This is a genomic window from Maribacter sp. 6B07, from assembly GCF_002700155.1.
Taxonomy (GTDB): Bacteria; Bacteroidota; Bacteroidia; order Flavobacteriales; family Flavobacteriaceae; genus Maribacter; species Maribacter dokdonensis.
The window spans coordinates 1083384-1105565 of the sequence record NZ_PDUT01000001.1 but is presented as its reverse complement, the minus strand read 5'-3'; the positions used below and the strand labels follow the sequence as shown (position 1 = coordinate 1105565).

The following is a 22182-nucleotide window of genomic DNA, read 5'->3' as shown; positions in this document are numbered from 1 at the left end:
TTATCTTTTAATAGTATTTTCGTACAGATCAATCCAATTCTTTACGGTCATTTTAGTACACAGTTCTTCTATTAAAGAATACGGGATGTCATCCATACTCTTAAATCGTATACAGCTTTTGCCCATATCCAATTTACGTTTGCAATATTTGGGGTATTCGTCCTTAAACCAACTCATTAATGTGTTGTCTGCATAAATGCCGGAGTGGTACAGTGCAATATAATTTTTTTGCGATGCCAAATTAATGAAAGGTAAAGGTAGTTCTGGTTGAACATGATAACCTGCCGGATAAAGCGAATGTGGCACAACATAGCCTAGCATACCATAACTCAATTGCTCTGTAAAGCCCTTAGGTAAATTTTCAAGTAAAATTGCCCTTAACTTTTCAATTACCTCTTTACGTTCTTGTGGTAATTGAGCAATATATTCGTCTGGTGTGTTAGCTTTGTACTTCATTGTAGCTTTCGAATTTTGCCTTTACTTTATCAACTACGGTTTGGGCCAATTTTATTTTGCTTTCTACCGTCCAACCGGCTACATGTGGCGATAGCATTACTTGGTCAGATGCAATTAAATACTGAAATGCCTCAGGAAGATTATCATCTGTGAACATGTTTTCAAACGAAGCTTTTTCATATTCCAATACATCTAAACCTGCCCCTAAAACTTTACCGGATTTTAAGGCATCAACTAAATCTTTGGTTTTTATACATTTTCCCCTGGCAGTATTAATAATCCAAATAGGTTTTTTGAACTTATCTAGATATTCTGCATCTACCATGCCTATGGTTAACTCTGTTTGGGGTACATGGAGGCTTATGACATCCACCCTGCTTTGAAATTCCATAATACCAACTTGGCGTGCGTTTTCATCTTCAACGCCGCCTTTAATATCGTAGCAGATCACTTCTTCCACATCAAAACCTTTTAGTTTTTTAGCAAAGGCCTTGCCCATGTTGCCATAACCGATAACACCAACTACTTTTCCTTCTAGTTCAATTCCGCGATTGCCTTCTCGGTCCCATTTGCCATTTCTAACTTCCTTGTCGGCAGTATTTAATTTGTTGAATAACGATAAAAGCATACCCAAGGCGTGTTCACCTACGGCATTGCGATTGCCTTCAGGTGCAGCTGCTAGAAAAATACCCAATGATTTTGCATATTTGGTATCAATGTTCTCAAGTCCGGCTCCTAATCTGCCAATGAACTTTAGATTTTTAGCTTTATCAAGAAATTGTTGGTCTATCGTAAACCTACTTCTAATGATCAGACCATCATAATCGGCTATTTTTGCTTCTATCTGATCTTTTGAAGAAGTATAATCTTCATCGTTCGTAAAACCTAGTTCAGCAAACTGTTCAATTATTAATGGGTGGTTTATATCTATGTGTAATACTTTCATTTATGTTCAATTATATTTTGGGGTATTCTGTCTTTGTTTTTTCGTCTATTACATTACCAGTATGTGCTATGCCTTGTTTTTCAAATAACATAATATGCACTTCCTCATTGTCTTTGGTTAAAGGGCAATGTTCTACACCTTTGGGTACAATAATTAATTCGCCTTGTCTTACCACTTCCGTACGGTCTCTAAATTGCATATATAGCGTACCTTTTGTCACTTGAAATAGTTCATCTTCATTGTCATGTGAATGCCATACAAATTCACCTTTAAGCTTAGCCAATAATACCTGCATATTATCCACGACACCAATTTTGTGTGGATGCCAATACCCATCTACAAGTTTATGTTTTTCTTTAAGATTAATGCTTTTCATAGGGTTGTTTGCCTTATCCTTTTTGAAGGGTATGGCAAAGAATGATTTAATTAAGGTAAAATTGAATACAGTAAGATACGTAAAGCCTTAGTATTCTAAAAAAGATAGTGGGTTAATTATATGCCCAAAATCAATTTTGCGATAGAGAAGTAAATTAATATACCAAAAATGTCATTACTGGTCGTAATAAAAGGTCCTGTTGCAATGGCGGGGTCAATACCTCTTTTGTCTAAAAACAATGGCACAAATGTGCCTATGAAACCGGCTACTACAATAACGGCGATCAATGATATGGAAATTGCCAATGAGGTGGGGAAATCGCCTTTCCAAATCCAAGTAAAAATAAGTAGTAAGCAAGACAGGATAAACCCGTTCAATAATGCCAATAACATTTCTTTTATCAACCTATTACTGATGCTTCCTTTAATGTCGTCATTGGCCAGACCTTGTACTATAATAGCACTAGATTGTACTCCAACATTACCTGCCATTGCCGCTATTAGTGGTGTAAATAGAAAAAGTACGGTATACTCACGAAACATTTCTTCAAAACCGCCCATAATTACTGCGGCGGCGGCACCACCAAAAAGCCCTAAGATCAGCCATGGTAAACGAGCTCTAGTTAAATCCCAAATACTATCGTCTGCCTCAACATCTTGTGAAATACCCGCGGCCATTTGGTAATCTCGTTCCGCTTCTTCTTTAATGACATCTACAATATCATCAATTGTAATACGCCCCACCAACCTGCCAATTTCGTCAACCACAGGTATGGCTTCAAGGTCATATTTGCTCATAATCCTAGCAACTTCCTCTGGATCTTCATTAACGTTGACCGAATCTACATTTTTTATAAAAACATCCTTTATGTGGGTTTTGGTAGAAGTGGTCAATAAGTCTTTTAAGGATAAACGACCTTTTAGTTTATCCTCATCATCTACTACGTAGATAGAATGTACGCGGGTAACGTTCTCTGCTTGTGTGCGCATTTCTTTTACGCATGTAAGCACGTTCCAGTTTTCGTTCACCTTTACAAGCTCTTTTGCCATGAGTCCCCCTGCGGAATCTTCGGCATATCTTAAAAGATCAACAATATCTTTGGCATGTTCCCTATCTTCAATTTTAGAGATAACATCCTGTATTTGTTCTTTTGGTAGTTCACCAATAATATCGGCAGCATCATCTGTGTCAAGTTCTTCTAGCTCGCCCGCAATTTCCTTGGTAGATAGGTTACTAAGAATAGCTTCACGGACATCTTCATCTAGTTCTGTAAGAACATCCGATGTTTTATCGCTGTCCAATAATTTGATCAAATAAGTTGCCTGCTCCTTATCCAGTTCATTAATGATCTCCGCAACATCTGCATAATGCACGGTCCCCAACATAGCATTTAGTTCAGCGTCATTATTTTGTTCAATGAGCTGTTCTATTTCTGAAACTAATTCGTCTGTAAGTTTAAAGGGTGTCATCTGCTATTTTCTTCGTCAATGCAATAAAATCTTCGACCGATAATTGTTCCGGTCTAAGGTCAAATATAGTGTCTTCTCTTAGATTATCTGATAAAGTGAATGTTTTTAAACTGTTACGTAATGTCTTTCTTCTTTGGTTAAAAGCTGTCTTTACTACCCTATAAAGTAGTTGTTCGTCACAAGGGAGTTTAAAATTCTCTTTTCGGGTCAATCTTAAAACGCCCGATTGCACTTTTGGTGGTGGGTCAAAGACATCGGCTTCAACGGTAAATAAATATTCGGCATCATAAAATGCTTGAGACAATACAGAAAGAATACCATAGGCCTTGCTACCTTCTGACGAACATATACGTTGTGCTACCTCTTTTTGAAACATACCCGAAAATTCTGGAATTTGATCTCGTAGCTCTAACATTTTAAAAACTATTTGGGTTGAGATGTTATAGGGGAAGTTACCCGTAATGCCAAACTGCTCATTGCCAAATAAAGTGGAGATATCAAAATTTAAAAAATCCGCTTCAATAACCTTAAAAGAACCTTCGCCTTGAAATGCCTTTGGATGCTCTAGTGGAAAAGTTTCGTTCAAGTAGTTGATAGACTCGGTATCTAAGTCCATGGCCACTAAATTACTGTTGCGTAATAGTAGGTACTTTGTTAATACCCCCGTACCCGGACCAATTTCAATTACATTTTTATAGTCTTTCTGTAATAACGTATCTGCTATTTGTTTGGCAATATTTTCATCTTTTAGAAAATGCTGGCCAAGGTGTTTTTTTGCTTTTACGGGACCTTTTTCTTGATGCTTTTTTTGAGCATATTTATCTCCTTTGTATTTCTTTTTCTTTGTTCCCATAAATCTATTTTAAAAGCTTAAAATTTTGCAATATAAGCCCACGCTTTTTTACCGGAAGCCAATTGAATTTCAATTCTTTCATATGCTTCGCCCTCGTATACATCGGCTTTTTGCAATTCTTGATGAGACAGGGTGTACACTTGGCCTTTAATGGAATCTTCCGCTTTTCCTGTGTGTTGCAAAGTAGGGTAGAGGTCTGCTATTTTTTGGTCGGATATTATATATGACGGTAATTCATCTTCAAATCCGTTCAAAGGCCTTGCAAAAACTCCCAATTGAACTTCTCTTTCTTGTAAAGTGCCATATGTAAACAAAAAGTGTGTTGCAGTAGCGCGTTGTACAAAATATTCATCTACAACTTCTAATTCTGTTTTGAAAGAAACCAGCTGACCGGCAAATTTTTTCTGGATACTTTCTATGAGTGCAGGGGCATCTTCTTCATAGTAACGATCTAATGTTGCCTTATCGGGCACCGTATATTGCACGGAATACGTATAGCCTCCCATATCTTCTTCTACTAGAACCTTGGTGAATTTTGCGCTCAAAAATTTACCGGTAGATAGTACTTGTGGTATATGGGTCTCTTTCATCCATTGCAGCCAAGAGTCATGTGCTGTTTCCTCTATATTGGTGGTAACGTTATATATGTACATGTATTATTGTTCAGATTGAATTGCAAAGTTAGTTCAACTAGACCTGACTATGAATTAGATATCCCTTGAATTTAATTAATGGAATCTCCCCTTAAAATTCTGAAGTTCTTGCGGGCTTCTGGGAAGTAGTAACTATCTTGATAGTTGTAAATGATTTTTTCATATTGCTCTTTCGCTTTTATGGGGTCATTGAACACTGTTCTGTAAAGTTCACCCAAGGCATAATAAGCATCATCTGCAAGAATTCCATTACCATAGAACGTGATGATTTTTTGGTAATTTAATTGCGCATCATCGTATTTCTTAAGTTTCTCGTATAATTGGGCTTGCTTTAATAAAGCCTCGTCCTCAATTTTTTCTCCCTTATGATTTTCTAGAATGTCACCCAAGGCATTGATCGCCTCATCGTTTTTATTTTGGTATGCTAAAAAATCTGCCCGTGCATATTTTTTCAATGCTGTTTGAGTAGAATCTTCTAATGAATTATCGGATATCAAGAGGCTCAGCTGCATGGCATCATTTGCGATAAGCTGTGAGGTAGAGCTTCTTAAAACTTTTAGTTGGGTTAAGGCCCAATCAAAATCTCCCTTGTAAAAGCTAGTCTGCGCAACTTTAAACCGTGCATTCTGACCTAAAACGTCGTTTTTAAGTTTTTGCTGAATCTGTGAAAAATAGATGAGTGCTTCATTGAATTTTTTGTTGAACACTAAAATATCTCCAAGTGCCAATTTTAAATAGGCAGTGCCTCTATCGCTCATGGGCAGTTCAAGGCTGTTTTTCAATAATTTTTCGGCAGGTGCCGGGTCGTTCTTTTTAAAAGTTAGAAAATTGGCATAGGCTACCTGAAGCTGAAGGGTTTGTGATCTGTACCCGTAAATATCCACAAGTTCCTCATATTTTTTTTGAATAGCGTCTAACGTACTATCCGTTGCGCCAACCAATTCAATATCAATTAGATTTAATTCTGCATCTAGTTGAACTATTTTATCACTGGTGTTTTCAATGATATAGCTGTAAATATCTTTAGCAATTTCATATTCTTCATTCTCCAGAGCGCTTTGTCCTAAATTTTCTAAACGACTGGTAGAACTGCCATTCATACGCTTAAAAATGGCTTTTTCTTGTCTAAATGCACTACCGTATTGATTTTGTTTTTCAAATAACCAACTCAATAACTCGTTCCATAAAATATCAGGATTCTTTTGAGCGCGTTCCAATAACACTTTTTTTAGCAAAATGTTATTTTGGTTTTCCGGTTCTTCCGATACAAAATCGTCTATGCTTCTTAGAATATTGCTTTTGGAAGTTTTACCATCAATAACAAGATTTAAATACGAATTATACATAGCCTCAACGTTGCCCTGCTCCCCATAAATTCTTGCCAATTGAAAATTGAAGTTTAAAGCGGGGTTTAACTCCATTGATTTTTGAAAAGCCTTTATGGCCATACCCAAAAGGTTGTATTTCTGAAATTGAAGTCCCAAGGCATATCCGTAATTGGGATTTTTATCTATAATGGCCAAAGCTTTGTCGTAATTCTTTTGCGCCAAGTCTTGCTGCTCTTGTAGCGCATAGTTGTAACCAAGGTCAATTAAAAGGGTAGGGTAAGGATTGCGGTCATTTAACCGTGCATTCAAAAAAGATTCTGCTTTTTGGTATGCTTCCAACTGTTGGTAGCAAGCAACTAGGTCTTGCACATACTCTGTTCTTCGGGGATTTTTTTCTACCAATTTTTCGTAGAAAACTACAGCTTTTTCAAAATCACCATCGGCAAAATATTGTTTGGCCAAAAAATCATCTTGGGCAAAACAAAATGTTGTAAAGGTTATGTATGTAATTAGAAAAAGGATAAACCGCATACTCAAAGATACATAGAATGCTGTAAGTAGTTACAAAGCATATATTATCACAGTATATTTTATGAAATGGTTCCGGTGCCCTTATGAGACCCGTCGCAATTGGGCATTCTTTTAGAAAGTCCGCAAACACAATCATTAAGACCTTTTCCGCTTAAAATTCTATTGGTGTATTTATTGATTCGGGCTAACCTTGTCGAAGATTGTTTGGCTTTTGAAAAATGTAATAAATATCCTTTTTGCCTACCAGGGGTCAATTCTTCAAACGCGTTTTTAAAAGTGGGATTTTCCTTTAAAATTATTTTCAATTCTTCAGGGACTTCATAGTCACTAACTTTTTTCGTTGGTATTATTAGATTTGATTTTTCAATTTCTACGGCTTCAAAAATGTAATCTTTGATCACCTTTTTCATTTTTAAAATATCTTCTGTATTCTTGAACCTTATTTGCCTGCCCGCTTGTACGTTTTCTGTCTGTTGTATTAAAATAGAATGCGGGTCTCTAAGCAGCGCACCTTTGTAAAATAGAAGAGCGCAGTATTGTTTGAAACCGTGAATTAAAACAATGTTCTTTCCATTTTTGGTGTAGCAAGGATGTTTCCATTTGAAGTCTTCTGTAACATCGCATTCCAGGATTATTTCTCGGAGCAATGAAAGCTCATTCTTCCATACTTCTTGTTCGTTCAGAAAATCATCCACTTTTAGGTTCATACTTTTTCAATATTGTCTTAAGAACATTATGGTGTGAGCTAGTGTGAAACGACTTTAAGGCCTATTATGGATCCGATCAATGTAGTTAAAAATAGTATTCGTAAAAAAGTAGCGGGTTCTTTAAAAACAAATATGCCCACTAAAACCGTACCTACGGCTCCAATGCCTGTCCAAACCGCATATGCAGTGCCAATGGGAAGAGTTTGCGTTGCTTTTACCAAGAGTATCATACTTATAGCTAAGGCTATTAAAAAACCGATATACCATAAATACATTTCATTACCGGTAGATTCTTTTGCTTTACCCAAGCAAAAAGCGAATGCTACTTCAAATATGCCGGCGATAATTAATAATATCCAATTCATAAGTAACAATTTTAAATATAAAGGTCGAAGAATTAATTGGTATCAAAAAAAACGTCATGAGATTTATAAGTTTCATGACGTTTTAATGATTGTTGTAACCTTAAGTTAAATCAACCAATATTTAAAAGTTGGCTTTTGAAGATTTAATCAATCATATCAAACCCACAATAAGGTACCAAAACATCAGGAATTTTAATGCTATCTGGGGTTTGGTAATTTTCTAGAATTCCTGCTAAAACACGCGGCAACGCCAAAGAACTTCCGTTTAAGGTATGTGCCAATTGGTTTTTACCGTTTTCATCTTTAAATCGTAGTTTTAATCTATTGGCTTGGTAGGTTTCAAAGTTTGATACAGAGCTAATTTCAAGCCATCTATCTTGCGCAGTTGAGAAAACTTCAAAATCAAAAGTAAGCGCAGCGGTAAATCCTAAATCACCACCACAAAGTCTTAGTATACGGTATGGTAGTTTTAATTCACGGAGAATATTTTTCACATGTTCAACCATGCCGTCTAAAGCGTCATAGGATTTTGTAGGGTGTTCTACACGAACAATTTCAACTTTGTCAAATTGATGTAAACGGTTTAGTCCACGTACGTGTGCACCATAACTACCTGCTTCTCTTCTAAAACATGGCGTGTAACCTGTATAAGTTATTGGGAAATCGCTTTCATTTACAATAACATCTCTAAAAATATTGGTTACAGGAACCTCTGCCGTTGGTATCAAATAAAGGTCGTCTGCGGTTACATGGTACATTTGCCCTTCCTTGTCCGGTAATTGCCCAGTACCATAGCCAGATAGTTCGTTTACTAAGTGTGGTACTTGAATTTCAGTATAGCCTGCTTCAGTATTTTTATCTAAAAAATAAGCTATTAGTGCACGTTGTAACCTTGCACCTTTGCCTTTGTATACAGGGAATCCCGCTCCGGCAATTTTAACGCCCAATTCAAAATCTATGATATCATATTTTTTGGCAAGCTCCCAGTGTGGCAAAGAAGCTTCATCTAATTTTGGCACTTCGCCTTCACTGAATACTTCTTCATTGTCCTCTTCAGAAGAACCTTTTACTACCGAGGTATGCGGAGTATTAGGTAATTGATATAATAATGATTTTAACTCTTCTTCAGCTGCATTTAAGTCGTCGCCTAATTGCTTAGACTCCTCCTTAAGTTTTACGGTCTGTTCTTTCAACAGATTTGCCTCTTGCACTTTACCTGTCTTGTACAATACGCCGATCTCTTTAGAAATCTTGTTAGATTCAGCTAAAACGTTATCTAAACTAGTTTGTGAAGCACGTCTTTTTTCATCTAATCTAAGCACGTTGTCCACTAATGGTTGTGCATCAATATTTCTTTTTTCAAGAGCTAGGATAACTTCTTCTTTGTTATCTCTAATGGTCTGTATTTGTAACATTGTAGAATTGTATTTGGCTGCAAATTTACTTAATCTAATATTTTAAGTAGCTACTTTTTAAGACTAAACATCAATTATCTATTTTTCTGATTTGATGTAAGGGGATGGAAGAATCCAGCTATGGTGTTTTGTTCGGTACCATGTCTCGCCCGCCAAGTCGGTCTTTGAATCTATAAAGGGTTCGTACGGCTTACGGTTTATGCTAATTTTTGAATTTTCTAAGTATACTGAAACGTCCCTATTTTCTTCTTTGAATTCCTTTTTAAGATATTGGGCAAACTGCCAGGCAAAATCTGGGTAAGCAAATATCTTTCGCTCTTGACTACGAGATACATAATCTTTGGGGTTGATTATAAAAACCTCTTCGGTATTCTTGTCCACTACCTTGTACCTTCCTTTGCCCTGTCTACTGCGTAACATCATACGCCAGCTCATTCTGTGTCCTTCTTCGGTCCATAATACATCATCTTCAAAAGTATAATGTCTAACGGGTAATAACAGCTGTGTTAAAAAGTATACTGCAGCTACAATCAATAGGATGTTTTTATAATTTGGGATGATGACTTTTGATGTGGTCAACGGAATTTTAGATTTAAAGAAAATTTTGCGGATGGTTTCAGGCTCAAAAAAGAAAACACTGAAGGCTATGGATAAATAAGGGAAAATACCAATTTGAAATATGATCGAATTGAATAGGTGAAAGAATAATGAAAGAAAGAAAGCCGCTTTTCTGGTCGGTTTCCAAAGTAATGCCGGTACAATGAGTAAATCAAACAAAATACCAACAGATCCTATAACAGTATGTATCCAAGGTTCCTGTAAAATATCGCCAACAAGCCAATAGTTCCTCTTCGAATGCATTAAAACGGCTATGGTACTGAAGTCTAGCCAATCTCCATATATTTTAGCAATTGATGCGTATGTGTAAACAATAAAAAGTTGTAGCACCACGATCCATTTTATGTATGCATACATTGCATTGCTTTCTATCTTGGGGTTAAGATTAACGTCTATTGAACGGCTTCTTTCGGCAGGAAAAAAGCACATGATCAATGAAATTAAAATAAGAAGATAGTAATGATTGTTATAGGCGGTCTTTTGCATTAAATAAGTAGCCGTCCACATGGTTGTAAACGTAATCATACTTGCCCGGTACTTAAAACCTAATGCAATGCATATGCCCATTAGCCCCATTATACCAAAGTAGAAATACATTCCGTTGCCTGGTAAAGGTTGTAAAAAATCGAAATCTATAAATGGAAATTTAAATTTTGGGGCAATTAAATTTCTATTCACCCAGCCGGTAGCAATAGCGCCAAAACATTCAAGTGAGATTAGAATGCCAAAAAAGATTCTAAAAATGATCAATGAGCTATTATCTATGCGTTGAAATAATAACCTATTAAGCATAATTACTTATTTATATAGTGAAGAGATTTTTCTTTGTCTATTGCCAATTGAACCTTTAGGGCATCAACAGATTCAAATTTATGTTCATCTCGTAAACGAACCAAAATATTAACTTGTAATTTAAGATTGTATAAATCCGCATCAAAATCAAAAAAATTGACTTCTATGGATTGTTTGGTGCCGTTTACGGTAGGGTTAAAACCTATATTCATCATTCCGTAAACTATTTTACCGTTAATAGTACTATTTACGATATAGGCTCCATTTTTAGGTATTAGCTTATAGTCTTCCGCAATGGAAAGGTTGGCGGTAGGGTAGCCTAGTTGTTTGCCAATTCCCTTGCCTTTTATGATTGTTCCGGTAAGCATATATTCATAGCCTAAATAGCTGTTGGCGGTTTCAATATCACCTTCTTCCAAAGCTTTTCTGATCTTGGTGCTACTTACAGATACATCATCTATTTCTTGGGCGGGTATTTCGTCTACTGAAAATTCATACGTATTACCAAAAGTGACCAAGTCGTTTATGTTGGCATTACGATTTCTGCCGAACCTATGATCATAGCCAATGATTACTTTTTTGGTATTTAAGGTGTTAACCAAAATATCACGGACAAACTCTGTTGCCGTAAGTCTAGAGAATTCTTTTGTAAATGGGTGAATAATAAGAACATCTAACCCTAAGCGCTCTAAAATATTAATTTTCTCATCTATAGTGTTCAAGAGTTTTATATTGGCATCTTTCTGTAAAACCATTCTTGGATGCGGAAAAAACGTAAGAACCGATGATTTCAATGCCGTATTTTTGGCATGATTTATGATTTTATTAAGTATTTTCAGGTGGCCTATATGCACCCCATCAAAGGTGCCTATGGTAATGACCGTAGGATACTCTTCTTTGTATTTGGAAATGTTGCGGACTGTAATCACCTTATGATAGAAAATAAAAAGACTTATATTTGATTTTGGTTAAAAGTCCCTTAATGATTGCAAAATTACGCCTAGTTTTTACAATTACCATAGTATTTCTTTCCTTTTCCGGTGTAGCGCAATCTACATATTGGAAAAATACGGAGTTGAACGGAGCGGCGAAGCGATTATCCAAACAACGCTTAAAAGTAAATAAAAGCAAGGCTTTTAAATTAGATCAAGAACAATTTACGAAGGTATTAAACGACGGTAAATCATCTAAAATTGTTTATTTCCCTAACGAGTTGGGTGAAATAATTCCCTTTTTAGTGGAAGATGCACATCTTTTTGCTGAAGGTTTAGCCGAGAAATACCCTTCCATAAAATCTTTTAAGGGAGTTGCCTTGAACGATGCAACAACGCAGATAAGGTTCAGTATGTCGCCAAAGGGTATACAAAGTACAATTAGTACATCTGGTGAAAATGGGGCTTTGTTCATGCAAAAATCTACTGATGATATTTATGTGTTGTACCGTAGAACGGAACAAGAGGAGAGCGATATAGATTTTGTTTGTAAAACAGTGCCGGAGGTTAAGGAGTATTCTCAGAATGTAACCGCTAAATTGGTAGATGATCAAACACTAAGAAAATTCAGGATAGCTATTTCTGCATCAGGTGAGTACACAGAATTTCATGGTGGAACCAAGGCAGATGCATTAGCGGCGATAAATGCTACGTTGACAAGGGTCAACGCAGTTTTTGAAAGAGATTTGGCTATTACTTTAGAGTTGATCGCAAATACAGATCTTGTTATATATACCAATTCAGATACTGATCCTTACACCGGTAGTTTAAGCTCTCAGGTGCAAAACACTCTAACAAGTGTCATAGGAGAATCAAATTATGATATCGGGCATTTATTCAACCAACAGGATAATACTTTAGATGGTAATTCTGGCTTTATCGGTGCTGTTTGCGTAGACGGAAGAAAAGGTAGCGGTTATACTACTTTGTCTTCTCCTATAGGCGATGCTTTTGATATTGATCTGGTAGCGCATGAAATAGGGCATCAATTTGGTGCCAATCACTCTTTTTCACATACTTCAGAAGGCACTATAGTACAAGTTGAGCCTGCCAGTGGAACAACTATTATGGGGTATGCCGGTATTACGGGAAATAATAATGTTGCCAATAATAGCGATGATTATTTTCACTACGTAAGTATTGTACAGATCAGGGATTATTTGGAAACAGTTTCATGTGGTAGTACCGAGGTACTTGGAAATACACCACCAACGTTAAGTCCATTGGTGAATTATAATATTCCAAAAGGCACATCTTTTGTGCTAACTGCAGAAGCTAACGATGTAGATACCGGTGATATTCTTAGTTATACATGGGAGCAAATAGATAACGGTATTGTAACCCAATCTACGTTCGGACCTACAAATCCGGCAGGAGCCAATTTTAGGTCTTTACCACCTTCACTAATTCCACAACGATATTTTCCTAACCTTACCCGTATTTTGGGCGGGGAACTTACAGAGGCGTTACCTTCAATTGGCGATGCTTGGGAAACTGTGTCAAACGTTGGCAGGGATCTCAATTTTTCAGTGACCGTAAGGGATAATGCCTTGAACGGAGGGCAATCTGTTTCTGATGAAATGACAGTTTCGGTGAGCGGTGAAGCCGGTCCTTTTTTGGTGAGTTCACAAAGTACACAAGAGACCTTTGAAGCTGGATCGGTACAAACCATAACTTGGGATGTAGCCAATACGAACGTAGCACCGATCAATGCGGAAACGGTTACCATATTATTATCTACGGATCGTGGAATTACCTTTTCTGAAATATTGGCAGAGAATATACTAAATGATGGAAGTCATGAAGTTATTATACCGAACCTTCCTACCAGTACAGGGCGTATAATGGTAATGGCGGATGATAATATATTCTTTGCAGTTAACGATGCTTTATTTTCCATAACACCTTCTGAAATTGTAATGGATTTTGATGAGGTAATATTTGATGTCTGTAAGCCTAATGATTTAAATGTTTCCTTTAATTACGAAACCAATTTGGGTTTTGACGAGGAAAGTACATTTAGTGTTCAGGATTTGCCAGCAGGCCTTACGGCAACCTTTATCCCGGCGACCGCAGATGCAACGGATACCGAAGTTAGTATAGCTATAGAAGGTGTGGCGGGTCTAAACGTAGGAGAGTACCCTATAAAGGTGGTAGCTATATCCGCTACGGTCACTAAAGAAATTACGCTTCAAGTAAGGGTGTTTGAGGACAATTTTGAAGATGTTATTCTAGTAGCTCCTACAAATGGTTTTGCAAATGCTTCTACAGATATTCTTTTGGAATGGGGTACATCGATCGGTAATACTCAGTACGAGTTGGAAATTGCGAGCGATTCTGCCTTTACTTCTATCGTAGAATCTGTATCCGTATCGGGTAGTTCCTACACGCCAACCCTTTTGGATAATAATAGCACATATTATTGGCGCGTAAAACCTAAGAACAATTGTGGTGAGGGAGATTTTAGTGAAGCCTTTAGCTTCTCTACCGTACAGTTTAATTGTACCACAAAAGAATCTTCTGATACGCCAATAGCAATATCAAGCAGCGGAACACCGGTAATAACGTCTAAATTGATCTTCTTAGAAGATTTGCCCATTGCGGATATTAATGTGCAGTTAGATATTGAGCATACTTTTTTAGCTGATTTGGTGGTCAGCTTAACTTCACCGGCAGGTACAACCGTTACCTTGGTTTCTAATTCTTGTGGTGATGCAAGTGACATCAATGCTATTTTCGATGATGACAGCCCTGCTTTTAATTGTGGTGTAAATCCTGGAATAGGTGGGTCTGTGAAACCATTGGGAACGTTAAGTTCCTTTAATGGGGAATCTATACTGGGTGAATGGACTTTGGAGGTAAAAGATAATGCGCCTTCTGATGGTGGACGCTTGGTTTCTTTTGCTGTTGAGGTTTGTGTTGAAGGTGACTTTAGACCAGATGCAGATAATGATGGTGTATTCGATGATGGTGACGATCTTTGTCTAAATACCCCGGCAGGGCAGGAGGTAGATGCTTCCGGTTGTGCAATTTATCGCTTTCCTTCAGAGAATTTTGTAATTACTTTAGAAAGTGAAACCTGTAGCGATAATAATGATGGGTCTTTGTCCATTGCCCCTAAATTGGCATTGGATTATCAAATTACCGTGTCGGGTAATGGGGTTGATTTAACGCAAAATTTTTCCAATAGCTTTAATTTGGCAAACTTAAGTGCGGGTACGTATACGTTATGTATTACGGGTACGAATGGTACAGTCGTTTATCAAGAGTATTGTGTTGAAGTACAAATAACCGAACCTGGTCCGTTAAACGTTTCTTCTAAAATTGCGGATGATGGGTCTTTAGTGACATTGAATTTGACGGGATCTTCATTTTATACGATAGAATTGAACGGAATAGCCATACAAACGGAAGATTCTGTTGTGCAATTAGAACTGCAAAAAGGACTAAATTCTTTAAAGGTATATACTCCAATTGCCTGTCAAGGAGTTCATGAAGAGCAAATAGGTTTTTATGAGCGCCCGGTAGTTTTTCCAAACCCGGTAAAAGATGTAGTACAGGTGTATATAGGTGGGCAGCAAGAAGATGTTTTTGTAAGTATTTTTAGTATAGACGGTAGGTTTATCTATGATGAAACAACCACATTGGTGAATGGCATAATTCAGTTAGATTTAAGTGCATTGGCCGCGGGAATATACTATTTAAGGTATGAGGGAAATACAATTAATGGAACAACAAAAGTAATTAAGGAATGATACGTTTTCTAATGTTCTCTTTCTGCGTAGTTATAGCTTTTTCTAGCTGTAAAAAGAAGCGTTCTGCAACACCTCCAGAAGCAGTAAGTTTAGTATTCCCCGAAGAGAATTCTGAATGTACAACCGGTGTAAGCTTAGGTACTGAAACCAGTCAGGTAGAATTTAGATGGAACTTGGCGGATAATACGGAAACGTATGAGTTACGTGTTACCAATATTGCTACGAGTACGGTGCAAACCATTGTGTCTACTTCAAATTCAGCAAAGCTGCCTTTGGCTAAAGGAGAGCAGTTTTCATGGTTGGTACGATCACGTAATAGTGACGTAGAAGAAACTGTTTCCAGTGAAGAATGGTATTTTTATAATGCGGGGTCTAGAACTACATTTGCTCCCTTTCCGGCAACTATTGAGAGTCCGGCTTCATCTTCAAGTGTTTTTAAGGACATCAATAATGAGGTAGAGCTAGTTTGGTCTGCATCTGATCTGGATAATGATATAACCGGTTATGAAGTCTATTTCTCGGTAGAAACGCCACCAATTGATCTTATACGTACGCTTTCATCAGATGTTACCAATATCAAAGTTTCGGTATCTTCAGATACGGTTTACTATTGGCGTGTAATTGTTATAGATGCAGAAGGTAATAGATCTAATACCGGGGTATATAGTTTTAAGGTGCTTTAATGCTAAGAATTGTTGAATTGATTCATTGTTCTGGCAATGCCGGCTAAAGCGAAAGAGTTGATAATCTCAGTTGATTTCTTTAATCGCTCTGGTAACAATGCTTGCTCGTCACTGTTCCATTGTCCTAACACGTATTCAACCTGTCTACCCTTACCAAAATCTGAACCTACTCCAAAGCGGTACCTGTTGTATTGAATGGTCTGTAGAAATAATTCTACATCCTTTAATCCATTATGGCCACCATTACTGCCTTTTGTTTTAATACGAATGGTTCCAAATGGCAGATTAATATCATCTGTAATTACAAGGACGTTACTTTGCGGAATATTTTCTTTATCCATCCAATATTTCAATGCCTTGCCACTTCTGTTCATATATGTTGAGGGCTTAAGACAAATAATAGTTCTTCCTTTTACCTTATAAGAACCAATGTCGCCTAGTTTTGCCGTTTCAAAGGTAAAGTCGTTTGTTTTGGCTACTTCGTCCAGTATTTTAAAACCGATGTTGTGTCTGGTTTCGGTATATTCTTCTCCTATATTTCCAAGGCCAACGATTAAAAATTTTTTCATGGGATCTTTTTCTTCGATAATAATACTCTGTTTGGTAAAAAAGGATTTAAGTAAACGGAGCATTTGAACTATAATTTAGTGCGTAAAAATACAAAAGCATCCTGATACAAATACCAGGATGCTTTTTAATGAATTTTAAACCGTTAAGTCTATTCTTGAGCAGCTTCTTCAGATGCACCTTCTGCACCTTCAGCTCCTTCTTCATCTTCATCTTCATCATCAGTAACAACAGCGGTACGTGCAGTTTTAACCTGTACTACAACTTGATTGTCTGGGTGTAAGATGCTAAAGTCATCATTTAATAATGATGCTACAGAAATGTTCTGACCAATTCTTAATTTAGAAATATCGATATCGAAGAAATCTGGCAATTTGCTAGGTAAAGCTTTGATTGCAAGCTTACGTTTTCTGAACAATAAACGTCCACCATTACGAACACCCGGTGAATTCCCTTGTAATCTTACAGGAATGTTCATGGTAACCATTTTATCATCGAATAACTGATAAAAATCAATATGGATGATGGCATCTGTTACAGGGTGAAATTGAATATCCTGTAATACTGCGTTAACTGTTTCTTTGCCTTCCAATTCAATTGCAACTGTGTGTGCATTTGGAGTGTAAACCAAGTCTCTGAACGCTAGTTCATCTGCTGAAAAGTGTAATGGTTTATCCCCTCCGTATACCACGCAAGGAACCTTTCCAGCATTACGTAGGGCTTTCGTTGCCTTCTTGCCCACGCTTTCTCTTTCTGATCCTTTAATTGTAATTGACTTCATTATATGTATTAAAAATTAATATTCTTGTTTTGACTTCTTCTTTACATTAAAAACTTAGAAGATATGGAGTTATTGTTGTGTACCTTGTCCATGACATCGGCAAATAAATCTGCGCAACTTAAAACTTTTACTTTATCACTCTTTACCTCCGCCGGTATTGAATCTGTAATGATCAATTCCGTAAGTTTTGATTTCTCAATTTTCTCGTAGGCATCTCCTGATAATAGACCATGTGTAGCAATAGCCCTAACACTCAAAGCGCCACGTTCCATCATTAGGTCCGCTGCTTTGGTCAATGTACCTGCCGTATCTACCATGTCATCTGCTAGTACTACATTTTTACCTTTTACATCACCAATTAGTTCCATGTGTGAAATAACATTAGCTTTAGCTCTTTGCTTGTAACATACTACAACATCACAATCTAAAGCTTTTGAATAAGCGTAAGCTCTTTTTGATCCACCCATATCTGGTGAAGCTATGGTAAGATCTTTTAAACCTAAACTTTTTAAATAAGGCAAAAACAATGTTGATGCGAATAAGTGGTCAACCGGTTTTTCAAAAAAGCCTTGTATTTGATCAGCATGTAAATCCATGGTGATAATTCTAGTTGCCCCAGCGGTTTCTAACATTTTTGCAACCAATTTGGCTGCAATAGGCACTCTAGGTTTGTCTTTTCTATCTTGTCTTGCCCAGCCAAAATATGGCATAACGGCTGTAATATGACGCGCAGATGCCCTTTTGGCAGCATCTATCATTAGTAACATTTCCATTAAGTTTTCTGGACCGGGATGTGTTGATCCAATAAGAAATATACGGGTTCCTCTTATTGATTCTTCAAAAGAAGGTTGAAATTCACCATCACTATAGCGGGAAAACGATATTTTGCCTATTTCTGCACCATAAGCTTTGGCAATTTTTTCTCCTAAGACTTTACTTTGAGTACAAGCAAATATTTTCGGTTGTGGAACTTGGTATGGCATGTCTTTGTATATTGTTTTCCAAACAGTTACTTCCTTGTGTGGTGGGAAGCACTTGTTTTTTAGAAGGTGCAAATTTAAAAATTAATTTTGGTTGCTAATGCATAAATATTGATATTTTTAGTGGTAGAAAGAAAATTATTATTTAATTTTGCAGTCCTATTTTGATAGGATGCCAATTTTGAATGGCAAATATGCTCGAGTGGCGGAACTGGTAGACGCGCTGGATTCAAAATCCAGTTCTTCGGAGTGCGGGTTCGATTCCCGCCTCGAGTACTTCTAAACCCTTTTAATCATTTGATTAAGAGGGTTTTTGATTTTTGTAAAATTCTGATATTGCTAATGTTGATTTTGTGGAATAATTGAACTTGCTATTTAATTAGCTTGTTATGTTATCCATTTTAATTTTCTTCGCTCTTGCCTTTTTAGGTGTAATTTTCTCATTTACCTTCAATTGCTCCATAATACTTTCAGCCAAAAATTTTGCCAAATTCACAGGTACGGCATTACCGATCATCTTATAACCTGCTGCTACTTTTTTGTAATGGAAAGTAAAATCATTGGGGAAAGTTTGTATTCTGGCACATTCGCGCACACTTAACCTTCGGTAAAGGTGTTCTTTTCCTGGGACAAAGATTCTAACATCTTTATCTATCAGTTTCATTTTGGGCGCCTGTGGATGTAAAGGTGCATGTCTGCCGCCAGCTTGTATGGTAAAAGATTGTTCATCCCAATTACGAACCCGGTTTCTTGACATAAACATGGTAGAAAAACCACCGATCATATATTCATGATTGGCTACCTTACAATTTGTACCATTGGTATTATTATATTCCAATGCAGGTATGGCGTTACTTTTTAGGTCATGTATGGCAGTTTCAAGAGTTACTTTGGGGAAGGTATAGGTAGGAAATTCATATTTAAAATTCAAATCTTTTCTAATACCTATAAAAAACACCCTTTTTCTATCCTGTGGTACATTGTAGTCGCTTGCATTTAGCATTTGAAATGATAGGTCATAACCTACACCTGCATTTTTTAAAAGTTTTTTAATGCCATCAAGTGCTGTGCTGTGCTTATGAATAAGCATACCGCTTACATTTTCTGCTAAAAAGAATTTGGGTTGTTTGGCTTCAAGAATTCTAATGAAATCATAGAAAAGTTGCCCTCGTTTATCTTGAATGCCTCTGGCAGCACCTGCTGCACTCCAACTTTGGCAAGGTGGTCCGCCAATGATTCCGTCACAATCGGGAACTTCATCGGCAGGGATGTCTACAATACTTCTTTTGTCAAAGATAGTATCCGGATGATTTTTCTCGTACGTTTCCCAAATATCCTTATCATATTCGTTTGCCCAAATGACATTGAAGCCTGCTTGTTCAAAACCAAGATCTAAACCGCCCGCTCCGGCAAAAAAGGATACTACATTCATTTTTTTGTGCTATTCAATTGTTTTTGTTCTAAACAATATCTTGATTTTAAATGCTATTGTTATTACAAAAATACATTTTAGATTTTCAAAATGCTTTTAAACCAAGTATCTATTTCACTTGTATGGTCTGCTTCTTATTTTTAATATTCGCTACATTGGCTTCAAAAGATTTGATAATTTTACGGTCTTTTATGACAACATGCATTCCCACCTCGCAATGAATACCGGTATAACTTACATTTGGCATATTCTTAAATGTAGGGATGTTCACATCATCTAAATATATAAATTGTGTAGGGGTAAAATTGTAAGAGCAATAGATAAGAAGATTATCTATGATGATATATTTTGAGTGAATGTCATTATTGATAAAGTATGTTGCGTTTTTGGTGTTTTTAAGCTGATTGTAGAATTTTTGGAAATTCCCGGTGTTTACCGGACTTCTGAATTTTACATCCTTAAATTTTTGTTCGTCTTGGGGTAATGGAGCAAATGTTTGAGATAAACAGGTGACGCTGATTCCTTTGTCTGCCATTTTTAGTACCACGCCCAATATACCTTGTCTGGTTTCATTTTTTTCTAAAGTAGAGTGATGTGTGGCGTAGAAATTATAATTAAATGCCGCTAAATGTTGCGCGCAAAGGATTATTTTTTCTTTTGCCGCTTCTAGGTAATTGATCAAAGTTATTTCTAGGTGGTTAGCAGAGTTGTCGTAAAAAGGAGCGGTGATATATATTGAATCGGAAAATTGAAATACTGCCTTATCATGGGTGTTACATGTTGTATTCAGTGAAGACCTGTAATCTTTTATGGCAATAGAACGCTCTATCAAATTCTTGTAAAACGTGTTGGCCGTTTCTTCATAACCAGGTTCGTTTTCAATACAGATCATAGATTCATTTTTTACCAAATCCCTTACGGCTAAATTAGATGAGCTCATTAATAATAAATAGCCGTTTTTCTTTTTTATGTAGGCAGATTTTATATGCAGGGAATACGGTAAGGTGCCCCTTGAGAATTTTTTAATATTCGCGCTGCGAACATAAAGATGGGAGAATACATAAAAATGAAAATTTTTGAGAGATGTAGATCTGTAAACTTCCCCAAAAATCTTTCTTGCTAAATTATATTTGGTAAGTTCTTGAGTTGTTTTTTTTCCGGTATCAAGGTTTTTTAAAACTTTAGGATTGTTGTTGTCATAGCCCTCTAGCGGAATAGTAATTACATTTACCGTAATGCCATTGGCGGCTAGCTTTTTAAGATAGTCGTACAAATATTGATTGTTGAACAGGTACCATGAAATATTGATTTCCTCAATATTGTTCTTATCGTTTTCAATAGTGCGTATAAATTCTTGAAGTAAGAAAGGGGAGCCACCCTGTTCATAAAAATCGAATTGATTTTTATAATTATCAGGTTCATCAAAATAGCAATGGATGGGCATACTCAGTGTTGGTTATTTTACACTGATCAAAACCGCTTCACAACTTTGTAAATCTGAGTTAAGAACAATATTTTCTGATTTTTTTCCGTCGGTGATTTCCACGGCTACGGTATTTGGGGGCGAGTCGCCTAGGTTATGGGCATAGAGAAAAAGATCGTTAGATTTATTGGGGTCTAATTTAATTTTAAACTCTTTTTTCCAATAGGTTAGATAATACTTTTTTACTACTTGTACTCCGTTAAGGTAAATAGATACGATGTCACCATCTTGCCTGCCATGGTCCCAAATTTTTACAATAATGTGTTCAGAATCGAATTCAAATTCTTTGGTGTAGGAGATTTTTCTTCCATCAAAACTTTCTCTTACTTCAGGTTTCTCTTGGGCTTGGGCAACTTCTGTTTGCGCCGGGACAATTTGCTCCTTTGTTTTTACTTTAGATTTCTTTCTCTTTTTTTTAGGGGCAACCGTATTGGCATTTGCTAATTGCTGCTTTTTCTTTCTTTCGTCAGAGGCTGCATTGGTAATGGTAAAAAAAGGTGTTACCCTTTTGGCAATATTGTATTTGTCATCAGGAAATAATTCTATGGCAACTACCTGGTATCTATTGCCAGAACCTATATTTTTTGCTAATTCTATTCCGCTTTCAAAACCATCGTTCTTAAAAGAGCCTAGTTCTTGTACCACCATTTCATTTCTAACTAGAAAAAAACGAATAGACTTACTGGTATCTATTTTTACGGTATTCCACTCTAATGTTATTTTTTCTGGAATATTCCAGATTGTGTTTTCATTTGGAGAAGTAATGTTTATCGTAGATATCTCTTGCGTGTGGGCAATAGTAGATGATAATGATAAAACAAATAAAAATATAAAATGAAGTTGGCGCATATGTACTTTCTAATCTTAAAGATAGTCTTAGTAGTAATTATTCAAGACCCTTATAATCTACAAGATATATGACATTTAACGAAAAACTATATTAAATTAATATAAATGCTACTATTTTTTTGAAATAATATAGAAGATGAATATTTGCAAT

Annotated in this window: 20 protein-coding genes and 1 tRNA gene; 3 read left to right on the top strand and 18 right to left on the bottom strand. The window is 36.5% G+C overall.

Annotated features, from left to right (window positions below; translation table 11 throughout):
* From CSC80_RS04615 to CSC80_RS04560, 12 genes are all read right to left on the bottom strand, one after another.
* Positions 1 to 456 carry a DUF1801 domain-containing protein gene (locus CSC80_RS04615; protein WP_099190107.1) on the bottom strand — a complete coding sequence of 152 codons (456 nt, stop codon included), beginning with the start codon at positions 454 to 456 and terminating at the stop codon, positions 1 to 3.
* The gene (locus CSC80_RS04610) at positions 440 to 1402 is read right to left on the bottom strand and encodes a 2-hydroxyacid dehydrogenase (RefSeq protein ID WP_099190105.1); all 963 of its coding nucleotides are present in this window, start codon (positions 1400 to 1402) and stop codon (positions 440 to 442) included. Before CSC80_RS04610 ends, CSC80_RS04615 begins: the two co-directional genes overlap by 17 nt.
* 10 nt (positions 1403 to 1412) lie before the next feature.
* Positions 1413 to 1778, bottom strand: coding sequence for a cupin domain-containing protein (locus tag CSC80_RS04605; protein WP_071341104.1), 366 nt, complete (start codon positions 1776 to 1778; stop codon positions 1413 to 1415).
* Between the two features lie 116 nt (positions 1779 to 1894).
* A complete protein-coding gene (mgtE, locus tag CSC80_RS04600) occupies positions 1895 to 3247 on the bottom strand; it encodes a magnesium transporter (protein ID WP_058104117.1) in 1353 nt (450 codons plus the stop codon).
* Complete coding sequence (gene rsmA, locus CSC80_RS04595) at positions 3234 to 4100, bottom strand: 16S rRNA (adenine(1518)-N(6)/adenine(1519)-N(6))-dimethyltransferase RsmA (protein ID WP_058104116.1); 867 nt, start codon at positions 4098 to 4100, stop codon at positions 3234 to 3236. Before rsmA ends, mgtE begins: the two co-directional genes overlap by 14 nt.
* Positions 4101 to 4117: 17 nt before the next feature.
* On the bottom strand, positions 4118 to 4753 hold the full coding sequence (locus CSC80_RS19810; protein ID WP_074671506.1) for a DUF4286 family protein: 636 nt from the start codon (positions 4751 to 4753) through the stop codon (positions 4118 to 4120).
* A 71-nt stretch (positions 4754 to 4824) separates the two neighbouring features.
* The gene (locus CSC80_RS04585) at positions 4825 to 6612 is read right to left on the bottom strand and encodes a tetratricopeptide repeat protein (RefSeq protein WP_099190103.1); all 1788 of its coding nucleotides are present in this window, start codon (positions 6610 to 6612) and stop codon (positions 4825 to 4827) included.
* Between the two features lie 59 nt (positions 6613 to 6671).
* Positions 6672 to 7319 (bottom strand): DUF1801 domain-containing protein, encoded by a 648-nt coding sequence (locus CSC80_RS04580; RefSeq protein WP_099190101.1) that lies wholly within the window; start codon positions 7317 to 7319, stop codon positions 6672 to 6674.
* A gap of 38 nt (positions 7320 to 7357) precedes the next feature.
* Positions 7358 to 7684, bottom strand: coding sequence for a multidrug efflux SMR transporter (locus CSC80_RS04575; RefSeq protein ID WP_058104114.1), 327 nt, complete (start codon positions 7682 to 7684; stop codon positions 7358 to 7360).
* 143 nt (positions 7685 to 7827) lie between these two features.
* On the bottom strand, positions 7828 to 9099 hold the full coding sequence (serS, locus tag CSC80_RS04570) for a serine--tRNA ligase (protein ID WP_099190099.1): 1272 nt from the start codon (positions 9097 to 9099) through the stop codon (positions 7828 to 7830).
* Between the two features lie 78 nt (positions 9100 to 9177).
* Complete coding sequence (locus tag CSC80_RS04565) at positions 9178 to 10509, bottom strand: HTTM domain-containing protein (protein ID WP_099190097.1); 1332 nt, start codon at positions 10507 to 10509, stop codon at positions 9178 to 9180.
* Positions 10510 to 10511: 2 nt separating this feature from the next.
* A complete protein-coding gene (locus CSC80_RS04560; protein WP_099190095.1) occupies positions 10512 to 11438 on the bottom strand; it encodes a bifunctional riboflavin kinase/FAD synthetase in 927 nt (308 codons plus the stop codon).
* Positions 11439 to 11491: 53 nt separating this feature from the next.
* Here CSC80_RS04560 and CSC80_RS04555 point away from each other — a divergent pair, with 53 nt between their 5' ends.
* Positions 11492 to 15256, top strand: a complete 3765-nt coding sequence (locus tag CSC80_RS04555) for a reprolysin-like metallopeptidase (RefSeq protein ID WP_099190093.1) — start codon at positions 11492 to 11494, stop codon at positions 15254 to 15256.
* Positions 15253 to 15939, top strand: coding sequence for a hypothetical protein (locus tag CSC80_RS04550; RefSeq protein ID WP_071341114.1), 687 nt, complete (start codon positions 15253 to 15255; stop codon positions 15937 to 15939). The genes CSC80_RS04555 and CSC80_RS04550 overlap by 4 nt, the downstream gene beginning before the upstream one ends.
* A gap of 2 nt (positions 15940 to 15941) precedes the next feature.
* Here the strand turns inward: CSC80_RS04550 and pth are convergent, their stop codons facing one another.
* The 3 genes from pth to CSC80_RS04535 form a co-directional block, all read right to left on the bottom strand.
* Entirely contained in the window at positions 15942 to 16571 is a 630-nt protein-coding gene (pth, locus tag CSC80_RS04545; protein ID WP_074671520.1) for an aminoacyl-tRNA hydrolase, read from the bottom strand.
* An 86-nt stretch (positions 16572 to 16657) separates the two neighbouring features.
* Positions 16658 to 17287 (bottom strand): 50S ribosomal protein L25/general stress protein Ctc, encoded by a 630-nt coding sequence (locus CSC80_RS04540; protein WP_058104107.1) that lies wholly within the window; start codon positions 17285 to 17287, stop codon positions 16658 to 16660.
* Between the two features lie 41 nt (positions 17288 to 17328).
* Positions 17329 to 18270 carry a ribose-phosphate pyrophosphokinase gene (locus CSC80_RS04535; protein ID WP_099190091.1) on the bottom strand — a complete coding sequence of 314 codons (942 nt, stop codon included), beginning with the start codon at positions 18268 to 18270 and terminating at the stop codon, positions 17329 to 17331.
* Positions 18271 to 18463: 193 nt separating this feature from the next.
* Between CSC80_RS04535 and CSC80_RS04530 the strand changes: the two genes are divergently transcribed.
* A tRNA-Leu gene (locus CSC80_RS04530) sits at positions 18464 to 18543 on the top strand.
* 103 nt (positions 18544 to 18646) lie between these two features.
* Here CSC80_RS04530 and CSC80_RS04525 read toward each other — a convergent pair.
* From CSC80_RS04525 to CSC80_RS04515, 3 genes are all read right to left on the bottom strand, one after another.
* Positions 18647 to 19699, bottom strand: coding sequence for a DNA cytosine methyltransferase (locus tag CSC80_RS04525; RefSeq protein WP_099190089.1), 1053 nt, complete (start codon positions 19697 to 19699; stop codon positions 18647 to 18649).
* 109 nt (positions 19700 to 19808) lie between these two features.
* On the bottom strand, positions 19809 to 21143 hold the full coding sequence (locus tag CSC80_RS04520) for a phospholipase D-like domain-containing protein (RefSeq protein WP_091607303.1): 1335 nt from the start codon (positions 21141 to 21143) through the stop codon (positions 19809 to 19811).
* A 12-nt stretch (positions 21144 to 21155) separates the two neighbouring features.
* Positions 21156 to 22031: a hypothetical protein gene (locus tag CSC80_RS04515; RefSeq protein WP_099190087.1), complete on the bottom strand. Its 876-nt coding sequence runs from the start codon at positions 22029 to 22031 to the stop codon at positions 21156 to 21158.
* Positions 22032 to 22182: the final 151 nt, after the last annotated feature.

Coding starts and splice junctions, on each gene's coding strand:
- CSC80_RS04615 (WP_099190107.1), bottom strand. CDS start 456: ATGAAGTACAAAGCTAACACACCAGACGAATATATTGCTCAATTACCA.
- CSC80_RS04610 (WP_099190105.1), bottom strand. CDS start 1,402: ATGAAAGTATTACACATAGATATAAACCACCCATTAATAATTGAACAG.
- CSC80_RS04605 (WP_071341104.1), bottom strand. CDS start 1,778: ATGAAAAGCATTAATCTTAAAGAAAAACATAAACTTGTAGATGGGTAT.
- mgtE (WP_058104117.1), bottom strand. CDS start 3,247: ATGACACCCTTTAAACTTACAGACGAATTAGTTTCAGAAATAGAACAG.
- rsmA (WP_058104116.1), bottom strand. CDS start 4,100: ATGGGAACAAAGAAAAAGAAATACAAAGGAGATAAATATGCTCAAAAA.
- CSC80_RS19810 (WP_074671506.1), bottom strand. CDS start 4,753: ATGTACATATATAACGTTACCACCAATATAGAGGAAACAGCACATGAC.
- CSC80_RS04585 (WP_099190103.1), bottom strand. CDS start 6,612: ATGCGGTTTATCCTTTTTCTAATTACATACATAACCTTTACAACATTT.
- CSC80_RS04580 (WP_099190101.1), bottom strand. CDS start 7,319: ATGAACCTAAAAGTGGATGATTTTCTGAACGAACAAGAAGTATGGAAG.
- CSC80_RS04575 (WP_058104114.1), bottom strand. CDS start 7,684: ATGAATTGGATATTATTAATTATCGCCGGCATATTTGAAGTAGCATTC.
- serS (WP_099190099.1), bottom strand. CDS start 9,099: ATGTTACAAATACAGACCATTAGAGATAACAAAGAAGAAGTTATCCTA.
- CSC80_RS04565 (WP_099190097.1), bottom strand. CDS start 10,509: ATGCTTAATAGGTTATTATTTCAACGCATAGATAATAGCTCATTGATC.
- CSC80_RS04555 (WP_099190093.1), top strand. CDS start 11,492: ATGATTGCAAAATTACGCCTAGTTTTTACAATTACCATAGTATTTCTT.
- CSC80_RS04550 (WP_071341114.1), top strand. CDS start 15,253: ATGATACGTTTTCTAATGTTCTCTTTCTGCGTAGTTATAGCTTTTTCT.
- pth (WP_074671520.1), bottom strand. CDS start 16,571: ATGCTCCGTTTACTTAAATCCTTTTTTACCAAACAGAGTATTATTATC.
- CSC80_RS04540 (WP_058104107.1), bottom strand. CDS start 17,287: ATGAAGTCAATTACAATTAAAGGATCAGAAAGAGAAAGCGTGGGCAAG.
- CSC80_RS04535 (WP_099190091.1), bottom strand. CDS start 18,270: ATGCCATACCAAGTTCCACAACCGAAAATATTTGCTTGTACTCAAAGT.
- CSC80_RS04525 (WP_099190089.1), bottom strand. CDS start 19,699: ATGAATGTAGTATCCTTTTTTGCCGGAGCGGGCGGTTTAGATCTTGGT.
- CSC80_RS04520 (WP_091607303.1), bottom strand. CDS start 21,143: ATGCCCATCCATTGCTATTTTGATGAACCTGATAATTATAAAAATCAA.
- CSC80_RS04515 (WP_099190087.1), bottom strand. CDS start 22,031: ATGCGCCAACTTCATTTTATATTTTTATTTGTTTTATCATTATCATCT.